We start from the raw sequence: 17,510 nt of genomic DNA on the forward strand, positions 1-17,510 counted from the left end.
AGTCCCGTTAGGAGTTTAAAGAGTCGGTTAACATGATTTTGACATTGACAGATAGATTTTGGGCATCCACAGAAAAGGAGGGAATATTTAATCTGAAAATATCACCTTTTTGCACGGTAAATGCTGTTAAAGTATGAGATTGATCATCAAGATTATTGTTTTCTCTAATCATTATTGGATTATCGGTTACATTGAACCAATCTGCGAAGTTAGCTGATTTTTGTACCCAAATAGGGGTTGGTTCTAAGCCTTTTGATGTAACGGAAGCTTTGATTTCGACAATTTCACCTGCATAATCAAAAACTATATGAGGGTCTTGCACACCTTCTAAAATATCTTTTGGGATAATAAATACAATTGTTTTGTCGTTAACAAATTCTGTAATACCTTTTAATTTAATGAAATGTTCTTTACTCATTAAGCCATTTAATAGTTCACTTGCTAATGGGATATTACCGCCTAATGCATCAATTGGAGTCCAATCTTTACCATTCCAGCGATAGCGTATACCTGTATCAAAAACGTGAGTTGTCCAGCCAACTTCAGGGTAAGGGTACTTTTTGGCAATATCCTTATATGTATGAACATAAGGCTGATATATTAACACGGTTGTTTCATATGCATCTTTGACCAATTCTGTGGCGTCTTGTGCTTTTTGTGTTGCAATTAATGCCTGATCGGTTGCATTAGAAGCATCATTAATGGCAACCACAAGGCGTTTTAAGTAATTTTCATATGTATCTGTTCGATCTATTAATTCTTGTACTTGAGTTTTGCTTTTTTCAATAATGTGATGCAATGATTCAGTAGCAGTTGTTCCGTCATAGTGAATAATCCGTGTGGAAGGGTAGAGGATAAGGCCTCTTCCTTTATAAATAATGGACAGTGTTTGTGCTTCTTTTGATTGATGAAAATAAACAAAACCATTCGTATAGTCAACGTAAAACTCATGATCACTGAGATTATGTTTTATAAATGCTTCATAGTTTATTTCAAGCATATTTGCAATACGTACCTTAAACAATTCATCAGGAATTTCTAATAAGCACACACGTTGATTTACTACACGTGCAATATCAAGTCTATCGATAAAAGGGTCGTTTGGTGAGCCTTTTCTCCAAACGATATGGATAGGGTTATTAAATTCTAAATAGTTTATAGGTAATGACAAAGTATCACCTTCTTTCTTCATAATTAATTTGCAAACACATTGCTAGAACCTTCAGTAATTATTGCATTTGAGCCAGCATGTGTTTTAATTGCATCCCCTTTTCTTCCTAATGGCTTTCCATTAACAAAAACTGTAGGACTGCCATTAATAACGGAACCATTCGTATTTGTATGAGCACCGCTATCATAAGTCCAACCATCAGGAAGGGAATAACTATCATTTTCGGTTGTTTTGGCGCCTGAGAATACCACTTCCTTTCCATTTACAAATACATTGGAACTGCCTTCGTTAATTTCTCCTTCAATGGTTGTGTTAATATAATCATAAATATAGGAGGAGTAGGGAGGAATAGTATCAGGATTAAGCTTTCTTACTTGAATATGATTTGGTGCCATACTATTTTGTATTTTGGCACCTTTTATCGCTACTTCTGGCATGTCACCGCCTCCTTAGTTTAAGTTAATTCGTGTACCATTGACTTTGACACCTTCACCATTAATAATGATTTTGTTTTCTCCTACAGCTAGAGTAATGGCAGAGGAGGCTTTGAAATTAATGTTTTTACCATCAAAGTTCATAGAATGGGGTGTCTTCATTAAAATAGATTCATCGCCATTTTTAAGGGCAAATTCGCGTTTTTGGCCATCTGTACCTACATAATCAAAATAGAAACCATCACTTTTTTTGTATTGGTAACCCACATTATTTCCAGCGCCTGTATCACCGCCAGCACCCCAAGTCATATGGGGGTAAGCGGCATCGCCTGTTTCTTTTACTGTAATGGTGAGCTTATCTTTTTCAGCACCGCCATAATTTGTTTTGATTTTAAAGAAATTGTCCTTAATATGAATAAAATCTTGAGGTTGATTGGAATTAAGTGTCTTTAATTTATTAACGGTTAAATCTGAAATATAGCTGCCGTCCACATCTTTAATGATTTCATCTGTATCATTGCCCATAACAAGAAGCTTTTTAGCGTAAATAAGCCCATCTTTCCCAATCCAAATACGCTTTTCACCTTTAGCATCAATGGCAATTCCTTCATTCGCATTTAAGCGGATTTGTTCTCCATTATTCCCATTAATCGTAATGCCTTTAGTTTGGTCGAAAACAATTTTCTCTCCTAAAGACCCGTCCACAATTTTAAGATTATGTGTGGTAATATCTTTTGCATAAAGCCTACCGTCAGTGCCAACGTAAAATTTCTTCTCATTCCCCACATAAATAGAAATTGCTTCATTGGCATTAAGCTTAATTATTTCTCTGTTTTTTCCGTAGATGGTAATCCCCTTTTCCCAATCAAGCGTGATAGCATCACCTAAATTGCCGTCTACAATACGAAGATTTTTTGTCACCAATCCTTCAGCGTAGAGGGTACCGTCTTCCCACTTATCGTCACCCAGTGTAGCAAATAATTTACTTACCCATTGATTATTTTCCCACTTTTGTAGGGCAAGTCCATTTGTGGCATTGAGGAATGCGCGATATTTCCCATCATTTCGAACAGCGATAAACCCAAACTCATTCATCATTAAATTGTTATTATAAGAGCCCATATGAATGCCTGAATAAAAAAGGGAGTCTTCAATTGCTTGTCGTAAACGTGTAGCTTCGTCGTAATAGTCTTTAAATTTTTGTACAAAAAAGCCACGATTTTCAATAGAACTCGTGGATTCAGTAAGGGGATCAGTCATATCGATTTCTAAGTTTTCAGACTCACGGTAACCGTTTTTCAATACTTTTATGTAACTATCTATGTAATTCATTAATGCTAAATAGGCTTCTTTCACTTTACTTGTTGAGTATCGATCTGTTATCGAATAGACAGTAGGGAAGGTTTGAGTAGCTATATCAAATGGACCATTTACATCCGTCTCATTATCTCGTTCACTTCGTATATATTTTTGGGCTTGTTGAAGTAGTAACTGATAGTCGGTGTGGATTTTATATAATTCTTTAATAAGCTCCAATTTTTCAAGTGTCGTTAACTTACCATCTGCAACTATTTTATCAAATAAACCAATATCAAAATAATTATTTTCAGCATCTAAAATTACTTGGTCCAGATTATTAACGATTTTAATATTTTCAGCTACCATGTTCCGAGAATATAATGTTCCGTCTGTATTCGCCCATAAAATTTTCTTCCAATTGTCATCTTCTTTTTGACTAACTGCGAACCCTTCACAAGTTGTAATAGCAACTCTTGTAATATCGTTCCATGAAGTTAATCCAAAGCATTCGGGTTCTGGGTCATCTGTTACTAACCCTAAACGCATGACTTCATCACCATTTCGATTATAGATTGTTGTCCGTGAACCTTGGGTGAGCCAAATACCTGATTCATCCTCGATGATTAAATTCACACCGGAAATAATTTTGCCGAAAATGCGCTCGCCAAAAATGCCATCTTTCGAAATAGCATGTTTCCATGAATTACCGTTATCATTGGTAATTGCTAAAAATCCATTTTGTATTACTAACCAGCTTAAAGGATCTGTTAAATCTTTTACAGTAATCCCACGTTCATTGATTTCAATTTGCTGATTATAGCCTGCCATGACCGCATTTTTTAACGCGTCCCATTTATTATGAATGATGTCATTAATGGCACCGTTGTTTTTTTCGGAAAGATTCCACTTCCATTTCTCCATTTGGACAAGGGTAGAAGTATTACCAGCTTTACTAAGCTGCTCTAACCAAGTATTTTTTTCGTCTATTTCGTTCGTAATAATTACTGAAATACTTTCTCTTTCAAAGTCAAATGTAATTTCCGTAATTTTTGCTTTAATATCTACTTGTAATCGATTGTAACGAACAGAAACGATATCCCCTAAATTGAGTTTATCCCAATCATTTTGACATTCTACGACGGTTAAAAAATCAATGATATTCATATCTAATTTTATTTTTGGTTCTAAATATTGCCTAAAAATTTCTTGCGCTTCTGTTAATAAATCTTGATCATCGACGATGGAGTCATTTGTATATTCTTTTTCGATTTCAAAATTAGATAGTTCTGCTAGTTGCTCATTTGAGAAATTATTTTCTCTTTGTAATTTGTTTCTTAATTGTTCCAACTCATCTTCGTAGTTTTTTAGCTGATAACTTAATTGTCGAATAAATGCCTCTTGATTGGAAATCTCATTTCTTTTTGCCTCTAATCGGCTAATAATATCCAAATGGGCAGGGGAGTTGGATTGAAAATTGGCGTTAGATAAATCTAACTCATCTTCCAAAATGATTTTTTGTGTAATTAAAGTGCTAAGTAGCTGATTTTCAGTTTGAATAACAGCAGTTTGTGTGGTGATTACTGTAGTTAGATAAGTAAACTTTTCTGCCAATGAGTCAACTAATGTACGATAATCTTCTAATGCTATACACAACTCATCACTCAAATATTCTGAATGGCTAACGACAACTCCATTTTCTCGTTTGAAGGGATAGAGATAGAATCTAAAATCTTCTAAATAAGACTGGCCTGTTGGATTTAATCGATGAATGGTTAGTCCTTCTTGACCGTATACTTTTAAGCGAGTGATCGTATCAATCGTATTGGTAGATAAATTAAAGCTTTCTATATATTTGCCATCCCGAATATAAAAACCTTTATTATTGCCAATATTATCGGGTTTATAGAAGTGGATTTCACATGTAACAGTATCCCAAACGATAAGGGCGTTCCATACGTTTGCTAAATCATAAATGATTTCTAATATATTATTTGAGGAAACTTCGTAACTTCGATGCGTTTCAAAAAAGCTATCGACATATCCAACCTTCCACTTCGTATTGGTTGATGCCAATATTTCTGTAGCTATTTGTGCAAGTGTTTTACTAACTACTTCGAAGTCTCGAATATTTTTGTCACTTAATTGCACACCTAAAGATAGGGCGGAATACTGTATATATTCATCATCACTATACGTTTTGTTTGATTCATTTAATAAAAAGTATTCTGTAATAGGACCAAATTTCAATTTAAATAGATAACGATTTTTAATCGCTTGTATATTTCTATTGTCCATTGGCACACCGTCTTGGAAAACCACAGTGGGAATCTTAAATGATAGTTCATTTAATACAGATAGTTTTGTACTATAACTAATATCATAGGCTTCACTTAGTGGTGCAATTGTCTTTTTATCAGGGCGGCAAAGGAATATTCGCGGTTTTACTACTTTTAAATCATAATTAATGTCACCTATTCTCACTTTATCACCTCCTTTCACTGAAGTTATTGTTGAATAAATTGATGCTGATACCTAATATGCATATCAAAATCACCGTTTGCTTGAATGTAGTTCTTTCCAACAACTAAATCTAAAAATTCATCATTATGATCATCATAGCGATAGACCCCTAAATTTTGTCTATTTGACACGATTTCTTCTTTTTGACAATGAATATAAACTTCTTCGTTATCAATTAAATTTAGCAATTGCATTTTTTGATTTGTCACGGTATTAATGATTTCGATTGATCCATTTCCGTTTGTTTTTGTAATCCAAAGCTTAGGTTTTAAATTGAAATCACCCAAGTTTTCTATAACGGCACATGGATCAAAATCAATAGAAAATGCTTGAATATAAGGCTTTTGATACTCTTTAGTAGTACTCATGACAATTTTATAGCGAAAAGACAAGTTTTGAAGACCGTATTGATCTAGTAAATCGGTACTATTAAAATTTATTGGTGCCCAATTTGTCCAATTGACTGTATCGTATGAAACTGAATAATAAAATTCGACTTGTTGGGCATGGATATTTATAATACTTGCCGCAATCGTAGTAAAATATTTATGAGCATTAGTAGAAATTGAATGAATTTTAGAGATATAAGAGCCTTTTACGTTTAGAACAGCACCCCATTTTTTCATAATAAGCACCCCTATTCAATTTTGCCAAACGGTCTGAACTCACAGCTACTGCCAATCCGTTTCCATTTAATTGTTTTTGCTTTACGCCAAACGACAGAGCCATCAATAGATGTAATTCCATTTTGAATAGCAGTCCATTCAGGTTCAGTTGTTGAAGACAATCCTGCTGTTTCGCAAATATAGTAGTATTGTTTATTACCATTAGTAGGATAAATAATATCGCCTACTTCATAGTTATATTCTTTGCGCCAATTGTTTCCGTTTGTATCGTAGAACTCTTGATTTAATCCAGTAAGGTAGGTAGGGGAGCTAGTTGAACTTCTACCATCCACTACACATTCGTACAAACCACCATTATCTGGAACAGCTTTTATTAACTCGCCAACCACATATTCTTTATTCCTTATTCTCGATTTAGCATGAATGCCTTCTCTTGTGGCAACCCAGCCAATATGGCTCCCAATGGCAGGTGTTTTGTTCCATATCACATGACCGATTGCGTAGAAAGTATTTTCATTTAAATCTTCAATAGACTGTACTGTAGATTTTAAGTATTTTTCCAGCTTAGAAAAATTTTTACCATAGTTGATAATGGTCTCTTTAATATCATCTTGTTCAAACGTATCTTCGGTTACAATTTTTAAGTCCAATTTAGTTGTAGTTTCCATTTAAATATCACTCCATCTTAAAGTATTTGCATATAAAGTGCCCCAAGTGTTCGTTAGTTCATCGATAGTTAATCCATTGGAAGTGAGTTTCATATTATACAATTGTCCTTCCGCAAATGTAGCGGTATCATCTTTTAGCAGATAGCGCTTATTAGCTTCTCTGAACGCGACTTTATCTATTATTTGTTCATGAGAATAGCTATAAGGGGAGTTGCATCGGAAAGTTAACTCGACAAATCCTTGTTTGAGCCCATTATGAATTAATTGAGAATCACCTTCTACAAGTGCATACATAACTCGATTAGGATTAGAATCAAAGACTAGTGGCTTGTAATAGGGCTGAAAGAGCCAACGTGCAATTTTTCTCAAGTCGTGCGCATTAACCCAATCATCAATATAAAAAGACAATGTAAAAGAGAGTGGATCATGTTCCACTCTCTGAAAGTAAGGTGTTTCATTATTGGCGATTTTCTTTTCGATAATGCGACGTTGCGGTAAAAAATTCTCTTCGAATAATTTACCCGAAGACCATCCAATATAAACGCCCATATCCTTTGATGAAATATGATCATACATAAAATGAATAGATTCTAACACTAAGTTCTCATTCCTTTCTTACGTAGTAAGTTATCGTTAATCATTTTGCTAAATTTATTAAGATCATTCATATCTCCATTCATTTTATCAATATTGAATTCAATGTTTATGTTGCCGTATGTAGCCCCTTCAGAATGATAAGATTTTAACATTGACGTTTCAGGCAAACGGAATGAAGAAGGGGATAGGGCACTAAAAATTTTATCCATGACATTAATGGAGTTAAACAAACCTTTAGTATCTGCCGAATCTAACATAATTTCATTTGGATGTGCGATGATTGCTTTACCACCTTTACCATCAATACCACTTCCAGACCAATTCATATACCCGCCTGAATCTAATGATGCTATATGACTTCGAAAATAATCTTGTAATTTAGGGTTTTGAATAAATTCTATGTAATTTTGCATCATATTTTTTAATTGGGATTTTTGAGTTGCATTTAAAGTATTAGTTATCTCTCTGTAACCTGCATTCGTCTGGATTTTTGAACCTTGATCTCTACCAGCTTTAGCCATATTATCAGCAGTATTACGTAATATTTGTTGCTGTATAGGGTCACTAATTTGGTCGACCAACACATCCTTAAAGTATTTAGCAGTTAACACCCTAGAATCTCCTAGGCTTATTGAAGCACCAATACCATATTTAGAAGCATTGTTATAGGAGTTTTCAGAAGAGCCACCTATAGCACCACCATTTAAAAACTGATTAAAGTATTTTGAATAGGCTCCATCGTTAATATTAGATTGTTCTTTAAAGTATGCTCTTAAAGTTTCCATCTCAGCTTGAGTTAGTCCAGATATCGCAGAATCAAAACTAATATCTTTTGAAATATTATTAGCTCCTTGGTTGCGACCTGCTTCCCCGTAAATATTCCCTTTATAATGAGCTTGTTCCTTTTCAGCACCTGTCAACATATTCGCGACATTATCAGTTAAAAATTTTCCTAGTAGCACTTTTAAGTGTGCTTCAGATAAATTCCCTTTTGATGAAGTACCATTGCCGTAATTTTTATCAATCTCAGGATTATAGCCTTCTGGTAAACCATTTGATTCAACTTGTGAAGCCTTAAATTTATCAATTAAATTTAAGGCTTCTTGTAGTTGGTCTATAACATTTAAACGAATAGATATACCAACTGCTTCCATAGTGCCATTCATTGTATCTTTTAATCCTGGCATGGTTAAATTCATTTCATTAATATATCCTTGGAAATCGGCAGTAATTTTATCAAAGTTTTTTGCCATAATGTCTTCTCTTAATTGTGCAAACTTTCGTTCATCATTAAGTAAATCATTATAATGTTTTTCCCAATACTCTTTTTCACGGTTAATGTTGTTGAGGACATTTTCATGTTCATTCTCTTGAAGCTTGGTTTTTTCGTCTATTTCTTCTTCTTTTGTTTCAAGTGCATCATTTAAAGACTCTTTACGTAATTCAATTTCTCGATCATGTCTACGTTCGGCAATTTGTTTATCAATTTCAGCTAGTTGTTCTTGCAGTTTTTTTCGCTTAGATTTTGCTTCATGTGAGTTATCAAGTAGTAATAGGTTATATTGGCTTTGGACAGTATTTCTTTCTTTTTCCATATCGCCTATTTCCATTTCATAATCACGTTCAGATTCTTGCCTATCTAGAAGCTTTAATTTATCCTCTACATTCTTTCTAAATAAATCCATTTCATCTTGAAGATTATTCATGATTTTTTCATGTTTTTCATTTTCTTGATTGACTTCATCTTCAATTAATTTCATATGCTCATCTCTACGTTCTTGAACATAATCTTTATATGCGGAAATTAAATCATTCGCAATTTTTTCTAATTTGGATTTATTAGCTTCTTCAAGCTGTTTTTTATAATCTTTTACTGCCAATGTGGCATTAATATAAGCTAAAGTTTCCGCTTTTAATAAATCTTCAGTTTTCTTGGCATCTTCAATTGTTATATCTTGTCGTTTTAATTCTTCAGCTAAATTATTGCTTGTTTCTAAATGTTTCTCTGCGATTTTTTCTTGCTGCTTTAGCATGATATCAGTATATTTGGCATAGTCTGCAGAACCTTCTTCATACATTTTACGAATTGCTTCTGCTCTATCTTGCCCAAATTGCATATCGGCAATAGCTACATCAGATTGGGTTTTAATATTAATAATGATTTCATAATTATTTTTTTGTAAATCAAGCTGGAGTTGTTTAATGTCCGTTTTTAATTCAGTCGCTCTATCATTTGCTTTCGTTAATGCCTCGCCAAATAATTGACCATTATTAATTAATTTTTGAATATCACTTAATTCTTGACGATTAATGTTTTGTTTTTCACTCATTGTTTTATTAATTTTTTCAAGTGATCGTTGATATTTGAGTGATGCAGTATCGAGTTCATTTAAAACCAAATACTCGTAATCAAGGGCGGAATCTTTCGTTTTACGTTTATCTTCAAAGGAATTGATTAGATCATCTACAAGGTTTACATACGACTCTAGTTTTGCCGTATCAACATCAACAATTGCAAAATCAATTTCGCTATTGATTTTCCCTAATTCGTGTAATTTTTCAGTATACTCATCGACGACAGAGGCGGATAGTTGACCACTATTAATAAATTGTTTTAATTGCTCAATTTCAGCAACATTTATTTTCCTTTTTTCAATTAAAGCTTGTGCTTGCTTATCTAATTCATTACGGTACTCCTTTGATGATTCTTTATATTTCTTTAAACGATTAGCACTATTTTCAAGGAATTTATCATAATTAGATTTCTTATATTCGAATGGAAGTAAGTAAGCATCTATAATTTCTTTTTCTAATTTTGCAATCGCTTCTTTTTGATTTAAAATATCCATTTGCAAATTGATTAGTTCAGATTTTGCTTGATCAATTGCTTGTTGTCCACTTGCAGTAACATTTGATGAATCAGGTATTGTGCCTGAATTTGCATTTTTATAATAAGCTGTTGGGTCAATTTTTTGGCCGTTTTTACGCGCTTCATAATGAAGGTGGGGACCAGTTGTCCGTCCTTCTTTTCCTATGTCACCAATATAGGTCCCTGCTTGAACGTATTCACCAACTTTGGCTACAGTTTTATCTAAATGAGCATAAAGGTGTTCAATGCCCGAATCATCTCTAATGACTACAATATTTCCATATGTATCATCTTCATTATTTTTTACAGCGTTACCTGCTTTTACGACAGTACCAGATACGTTTGCTTCTAATCGGGTCCCTTTTTTAGCTGATATATCTATACCTGAATGTTTATCTGGTTGACCAGTAATAGGATCTAGACGTCCTCCGTAAGAACTTGTAATTTTACCCGACCATCCACTTATTTTTTTTGCAGTATTTGATGTCGATTCATTACTTGTAATCACACCGGTTTTATTGATTTTTGATGAAGAGATTTGAGATTGAATGGAGCTGGCTTGTCTTTCTATAATAGATAATTTATCTTTTTCTAGTTTTAATTGCTGTTCTAGTGATTTTCGATATTCTTCAGAATGCTTAGGAAAAGTAGATTGAAGTTTTACTTGCTTTTGAATTTCAAGATTTAGGTTTTCTAGCGACATTTTATATTTGTCAGTAACATAAATGGATTGTTGGGTTGTTTTATTAGCGTTTTTTTCAGCTGTATTTACTGAAGCGACATTATTACCAATTTTGCTTAATTCTTCACCGTATTGTATTTGTAATTTTTTTAAATCAACTAATTTAGCTTTTTTAGGAGTTACTTTATCAGCTGTTCTATGATAACTCATTTCATTTTGTAGATTTGTTATGTCCGATGAAGAAGATGGGTTGTCTATTTTATCACTTATTTCTTCAAGTGCTGCAATCTCACAATTAATAATTGTAATACGTTTATTCGTTTCAAGTGCAAGATCAAGAGTGGCTTTTTGTTCCTCAGTAAGTTTATTTTCACGAAACAATCTATAGGCATTTAATAATGCAGCATTTGCCTTATTTTCTGCGCTCATCATATTTATTTTTTCTGAAGAAAGACCAATAAATTTATAATCATTGTTCATGAGTTCTGGATAGACAGAAGCTAAATCTTGTATAATTTTGTATCGATTATTTAATAAATCTTTTACATGTTGTTCTTTTTCAGTTAATTGTTCTTTGTTAAAAATATCTATTAAAGTCTGTTGAGAATAACCAGCTAATTGATTTGTTAAGGCTTCATAACTAAATAAAGAATCATCTAAAGCATCTACATAAGTACTTGAAATACCTAATGATTCTTCAGTCACGTCTTTATAGTTCTTCATTTTGGAGGCAAGATTATCTAGTTCATTGCCTGATGCTGTAGCACCTGAAGTGAAATTGTGAAGTGACAAGCCAGTTGAATTCATTACATTTTTATATTTATTGTAATCAGTAGTTATACTTCCAAGATGTCTTTTTAAGCCTTCTTGAATAGAAGCTAGTTTGCTATCATCTATATCAGGATAAGCTATTTTTAATTGATCTTTTATTCCGTTGAAATAATCTTCTACTTCTTTTTGCCTTTCTATAAACTTTTCTGGAGAAGCATATTCCAGTTTACTGAATTGAGAGTTAATATTATTTATAAAATCAGAAGCATTTGTATTCTGAAATAAAGTTTCTAACGCAGAGTTTAAATTTTGGACTTCACTTGTATTCGATGAAAAAATTAATTGAGAACTAAGCGTTTGAGCTAGATCAATAGAACTTCCTTTTATATTTTCATTGTTACTGATGATAGATTCTAAGTTCTCAATATAGCCTGTTTTTATTTCAGAGGATACTTTATTTAATTCGAGAGATGGGTCTTGTAGTAATTTAATGTATCGTTCTGTACTTGATATTAATGAATTTAAGTATTTAACATCTTCTTCTGTTCCTCCTATTTTGGCATCTGCTAGTTTATTTTTAAGCTCAGGAAGTAATTTTTCCAATTTTTCAACAGAGTTATAAATAGGTATATTTTCATCCCAAAAGTTTTCTTTTTTCTCGAAAAAATCTATTTTATAATTGGGACTTACATTTTTGTAGATATTAGAGTCATTTATGTTGGCAAACATTTTAAGTTTACTTTCAATATTGGACTTATGATTATCATAGCTATCTAATTTATCCTCAATGAAATTTACTCTAGTTTTATCTTCCTCAGATTTAGCATTTTCTATTTCTTTCTCAATTTCTAATTGCTCTTTTAACAATGCTGTTTTTATTTTAATAGATTCAACTGACCCCACCATTTTCTTGCCATATTCTTCTTCACCTGTGGCTAGTGAAGGGAGAAGCGTAGCTAATTCATTTTGAATATCACGATACTCTGCAAGGGTATTATTATCAGCATTCCCATTGTTAACAATTTCGCTTAATCGTTCATATTTAGGAATTAAACTATCGATTGTAATTGAATTTTGGTTATAAGTATCCAGCATTTCTTTTTGAGAGGCTTTAAAATCTTCTGCCTTTTGCTTTGCTTTTGCGATGCTTTCACTAATTTTCCCTATAACAAAGTCAACAGCCATAAAGTATAAGCCAATGCCTGTTGCAGATAATAGCGATCTTCCAAACGTCGCTACAGTTGTGCCAGCGGTTGAAAAGGTCTCTTTCAGTGTGGTTGTTGTTTCTATTGCACCCACTAATGTATCAGTAAGAGAAGTAGAGTTTTGGGCGGTTTCTATTGTATTTTTATTAAAACCTATAATTCCTTGATTAATTTTTTCTAGTTGGCTTGAGATTTCTGATATACCAGCGATGTTGAAACCTTCACCGAATTGAATGTCTGTGATCTGAGAGTTTAAATCTGTAATTTGAGCCGTTAATTGTTCAAAGTCCGTGTTGTTTGCATATCCATTATATAATGCGTAAAAGTTGGATAATGTTGTTTCGAGATTTTGCAGACTTTGTTGAGTTTCTTGTACACCATTTAATTGAAAATGGTTGAAACTTACTTTTTCTACTTCGTTTTTTAATTGCTTTACGAGTTGCTCTAGTGATTGTAAGTCACCAGTAGGAATATTTGCTAAATGCTTATAAAATTGTTTTACATTTATATTGCTATCATCGACTGCTTCATTAAACTTAGCTATCGAATTTACTGATGTGGTTATTTGTTGTTTGAATTCTTCAAATTGTGAAAGGGTAGGGGATGATTCACTTCCAATATTTTGAATTTGTGAATTTAACGTGTTTAATTGCTGTTGTAGGGCAATAATTTGCTGTTCGTATTCCATAAATGGATTCGTATTAAAACCTTTTACGTCTAGGTTTACTGTAAATGTATTAATGTTTTTTAATCTCTCTATGTAGGTATTAATATTCTTTTTTGAAACTTCGTCATTGACTCCTAGTGCGACTAATAAATCCATTGGTTTATTTGATCGTGTACGGTTAGTACTCAATAGTTTTTCCCTCCTAATATGAGATAAATAAAAATACAGCCCTAAAATAGTAGCTGTATTCTTGTTTTATCTAATTTTCTACGAATATATAAATATCCTAAAATGTTCAAATACCCACCTAAAAAGGTAGGGGAGTAGTTCAAAATTTTAACTATTTATTTTTCTATTTTGGCATTGGATTCTATTTTACTCATTAATTGCTTTTCGAGCTCCAAAAACTGGATGCTTATATTGAATTGCTTACTAATTTCTTCGAGAACATGCGAGATTTCTTGAACAGAGAACATGTCCATTAGGAATAGGTCATACCAACCAAGCTCTACTAGATTGTGCATCGTAGCAAAGTGAGTTTCAATTGATTTATCTTTCAGTTCAGCTTTTAGTTCAGTAAAATGTTTGATAATTAAAAAGAGAATATAGTGTTGTAATTCATGGTCATTTTTAAAGAAATCCAAGTTGTTTTGTTGAACATATTCAAATGTACTTGCTAAATCATTAATTAACATTGTTTTTCTGCGTTTACTGAACTTTGGATAGTAATAAATAAATTTTCCAAGATTTTTATCAATGTAAAACTTTTGCTTTTTGTTTAGCTCATCAGCATTTTTTTGAATATCTACTAAAGTTAATTTCGTTTCACGTTTAGCCATTTTCTCGACTCCTTCTTTTAGAATAAAAAATGGTAGAGAATTATATTCTCTACCATTTTTAAATTAATTTATTTAAATGACATCTACAGTAATTGTTTCAATATATGTACCATCTGTTACTTCAATAACTGTTAGGCCATTCGTTGCAGCACTTGCGCCTAACGTTACAACACCATTAGTATCGACAGTTGCAATTGTTGGATTTTTTGAAGTCCATGTTAGATCACTGTTTTGTAAAAGTACATTACTGTAACCAGGACCTCGAATACCTAGTACAGTGATTTTTTGTGAATCTCCAGGAACAGCTGAATCAAGAACTAAACGAGAAGGATTTGAAGCTAATGCTGTAACTTGTACCTTTTCATCCGTTAAATTACGAAGTTTAATGTAGGCGTAGTTTCCTTTTTTATCAGCCAGTGAGCTACCTGCAAGAGAAGAAGAAGCTACACCTTCGTGCGTCATGGAAATTTCCACTGCACCATTTGGTTTAAAGTTAGGCACTTCAATAATGACTTCACCTGTTTTCCCATTGTTAGAGCGAATATCTACATTTAATTCCATACGCACAGCTTTAGGGAATGAATCAGCTGAGATTTCAATCGTATCCATCATTTCCTGTACTGCATAGACAACCTGCACTTCTTTACCAGCTAAAGTTGGAATTGAGATATCTTTACCAGTTGGAGTGGATTGGGAGAACGTGCCGTTTAATTGTTCCACATGGACTTTGCCAATAGGCGTATCAGTTAACGATCCTTTCCCATTTTCATCAAGTAAAATAATTTCATCTGTATAGAATTCCGCTAATTGATGATTAATTTCTGTCCCATTTTGCAAAGCAATATAAGCCGTATCGAATGCGGCATCTTCAATGGAGAATGTCAATTCTTTTTGGTAGTTAAGTTCATAAACTTTTTTAGAGCCTTTCCCTGCATGAATTGCTTGTGTTTGAATTGCTTGTGTCATTGATGAATTTAATAATGTTTTCCCATTAAGAATTAATTCATCTGTTAAACGATCAAATAAACGAACATTTGCTACTGAAGTTAAAAATTGATTTTGTTGTGTCATAATAAATTACCATCCTTTTAGATTATTGTTTTTTATTGAAACTGGGATCAAGTCCTAGTTGTTTCATTTGTTTATCAAATGCAGTTTTTGTCATAATGACATCTTCATTTTTCTTTGGTTCTTCTATATGTCCTAACCAATGGGGGAGATCTTGCTCATTTTTAAATTCAACCATACCGGAATAACGAGCATTTAAAATTGCTTCGCTACTAATCATATAATCCATACGTACTAATCCTTTGTGAAATTGATAAAGGGTTAAGTTTTGTATTTCGTGATAGGGGAGCCCAGATTTACAATGATAGGCTACTATTTGCTGCTCTATATCTGCTTGTCTTGTTTTTCTTTTAGCCATAAATGCACGCGCATCTTGAATCGCTTTTTTAGTATCTGGGTCGATAAATTCATCATCTAAATCGATTAGGTTTTGCTCACTAATAATGGTCTTGATTTTATCAAAATCACGTTCGTGTAAGGAGATACCGTCGACAATAATAAACGCCATACCTTTTTCATTAACAGTTAACTGTATGTTTTCTGTTTTAAAGATCAGCCGGTATAATGCCAATAACTTTACTATTAAATCATTACCATCTTTATTTTGGGAGAGAGCTAGGAGAAACATGAAATAAGACATTCTAATGACTTCGGGTTCTTGAAAATCGTTTTTAGGCAAAAGTAAACATTGTACACAATCGTAAAATTCATCAGCATCCTTCATTCGGATAGGATGAAGATGTAAACCCTTGTAAGCGGTGGGCTTGCCAAATGCTTTTATTGTTGAAATGCTCATTTTTGATAACCTCGTGCTTTTTGGTCGGAAGGGAGGATATAAGTCCAACGATAACCTACAAAACCATTAGGCATATTTAATAGTGGCATCCCACTATGGAATCTCAACTCATTTAATTCTCCTTGTTCCCCATGAAATAGTACTTCATTAAGCGCTTCACCTAGCCAATCAAGTCGAAAATCTACGTTATTAATTGAATTGGGTGTATAAATATCGAAAATATATTGTTGCGTGCTACAATAAGGGTTATCTATAAATTGCTTTGTTTTGTTAAGATAATGTTTTTGAGGTGTTCGTGAACCGGTATATAAACATATTCGACAAAAAGAAGATTCCATTGTTAAATCGTTTGTTTTGTCTCCAATTACAAGTAAATTGTTTATAATAAGATCTTTTTCGGGTAACATAGAAACCTCAATTTTTGACTCATCCAGTGGGTCGTCTACATCATCTTTTGGTAAATAATATAGTAAACGAAGTAATTTTTTATCATTTATCAATAGTTGATAAAACGTAGATAAATTATTTACAATTTTCATTCTCCTTTGTCCTCACTTCCTAAGAGAAGGGTATATTTTTGAAGGTTTCGTTTGTTTTTTTACATTAATTCATGCAATGGCATCACCTACTATTTATTTATTGAATTTAAGCTTAAACTTATGTACTTTTGAAAATTTTTATATGAAACCTTCATGATGTATCCATGCAAAGTGCATAGATACATTTGAAACCTTCATTATGTATTTTTAAATTAATTCATCTATTGAGCTTACTCCTCTTCTACCTCTTCAATGCCGAAAGTAATAGCTTCTAAATAGGAAGTATTTGAAAAAGTGTTATGTCTTGTTGATCCCTTTTTGATTTCCTTTTGTTTATAATGAGATAGTACATAATTATCTTGCAAGCGATGCTGCCCCCCTTGGCTTTTAAGTAATTGAGTGATTTCTCTACGTCTTCTATTACGTTTTTTTGTTTCTTTAATAAACTTCAAATTCTCTTCTTCTAAAAGTAATTCCTCTTTTGTGAAATAACCTTTTGTTAAATAATAACCTATCATGTCCAATAGAATTAATGTATTATATGTATTTGCTGTGATGCTAAAATATAACTCTAACGGAATTTCTTCGCCTTTATAAGTTAATTTTTCATTTTCTAGCATACATCTTATGTACTGAACTCTTTCCTCAATTGGAAGATTTACATTCAGCTCTACGATAGCGTGAGGTAATTGTAGTTTCATATAAATGCTCCTTCTACTTATTAAGTTGACTAGTGTATCTAAAAAACTACTATTTTCG

Annotated in this window: 12 protein-coding genes; all 12 read right to left on the minus strand. The window is 32.7% G+C overall.

Annotation, left to right across the window (positions count from 1 at the left end; translation table 11 throughout):
* Window positions 1-7 precede the first annotated feature (7 nt).
* The 12 genes from LO754_RS06980 to LO754_RS07035 all read right to left on the minus strand — a co-directional run bounded on the left by LO754_RS06980 (window position 8) and on the right by LO754_RS07035 (window position 17,452).
* Window positions 8-1,171, minus strand: a complete 1,164-nt coding sequence (locus tag LO754_RS06980) for a hypothetical protein (protein WP_229389124.1) — start codon at window positions 1,169-1,171, stop codon at window positions 8-10.
* Window positions 1,172-1,194: 23 nt separating this feature from the next.
* Window positions 1,195-1,608 (minus strand): PAAR domain-containing protein, encoded by a 414-nt coding sequence (locus tag LO754_RS06985; RefSeq protein WP_231785879.1) that lies wholly within the window; start codon window positions 1,606-1,608, stop codon window positions 1,195-1,197.
* 12 nt (window positions 1,609-1,620) lie between these two features.
* Entirely contained in the window at window positions 1,621-5,385 is a 3,765-nt protein-coding gene (locus tag LO754_RS06990) for a phage tail spike protein (RefSeq protein WP_231785880.1), read from the minus strand.
* A 23-nt stretch (window positions 5,386-5,408) separates the two neighbouring features.
* On the minus strand, window positions 5,409-6,050 hold the full coding sequence (locus LO754_RS06995; RefSeq protein WP_229389134.1) for a phage tail domain-containing protein: 642 nt from the start codon (window positions 6,048-6,050) through the stop codon (window positions 5,409-5,411).
* Window positions 6,051-6,061: 11 nt separating this feature from the next.
* The gene (locus tag LO754_RS07000; RefSeq protein ID WP_025219044.1) at window positions 6,062-6,718 is read right to left on the minus strand and encodes a hypothetical protein; all 657 of its coding nucleotides are present in this window, start codon (window positions 6,716-6,718) and stop codon (window positions 6,062-6,064) included.
* Entirely contained in the window at window positions 6,719-7,315 is a 597-nt protein-coding gene (locus LO754_RS07005; RefSeq protein ID WP_025219045.1) for a distal tail protein Dit, read from the minus strand. It abuts the gene before it with no gap.
* Complete coding sequence (locus tag LO754_RS07010) at window positions 7,315-13,698, minus strand: peptidoglycan DD-metalloendopeptidase family protein (protein ID WP_231785881.1); 6,384 nt, start codon at window positions 13,696-13,698, stop codon at window positions 7,315-7,317. Before LO754_RS07010 ends, LO754_RS07005 begins: the two co-directional genes overlap by 1 nt.
* Window positions 13,699-13,853: 155 nt before the next feature.
* Window positions 13,854-14,348, minus strand: a complete 495-nt coding sequence (locus tag LO754_RS07015) for a hypothetical protein (RefSeq protein ID WP_103977117.1) — start codon at window positions 14,346-14,348, stop codon at window positions 13,854-13,856.
* A 72-nt stretch (window positions 14,349-14,420) separates the two neighbouring features.
* Window positions 14,421-15,419, minus strand: coding sequence for an immunoglobulin-like domain-containing protein (locus LO754_RS07020; protein ID WP_231785882.1), 999 nt, complete (start codon window positions 15,417-15,419; stop codon window positions 14,421-14,423).
* A gap of 22 nt (window positions 15,420-15,441) precedes the next feature.
* The gene (locus LO754_RS07025; RefSeq protein WP_231785883.1) at window positions 15,442-16,212 is read right to left on the minus strand and encodes a hypothetical protein; all 771 of its coding nucleotides are present in this window, start codon (window positions 16,210-16,212) and stop codon (window positions 15,442-15,444) included.
* Window positions 16,209-16,751 (minus strand): hypothetical protein, encoded by a 543-nt coding sequence (locus LO754_RS07030; protein WP_231785884.1) that lies wholly within the window; start codon window positions 16,749-16,751, stop codon window positions 16,209-16,211. The genes LO754_RS07025 and LO754_RS07030 overlap by 4 nt, the downstream gene beginning before the upstream one ends.
* Window positions 16,752-16,981: 230 nt before the next feature.
* Window positions 16,982-17,452, minus strand: coding sequence for a hypothetical protein (locus tag LO754_RS07035; RefSeq protein ID WP_231785885.1), 471 nt, complete (start codon window positions 17,450-17,452; stop codon window positions 16,982-16,984).
* Window positions 17,453-17,510: the final 58 nt, after the last annotated feature.

The sequence above is a fragment of the Lysinibacillus sp. GJ-1 genome, assembly GCF_021166035.1.
Classification (GTDB): Bacteria; Bacillota; Bacilli; order Bacillales_A; family Planococcaceae; genus Lysinibacillus; species Lysinibacillus sphaericus.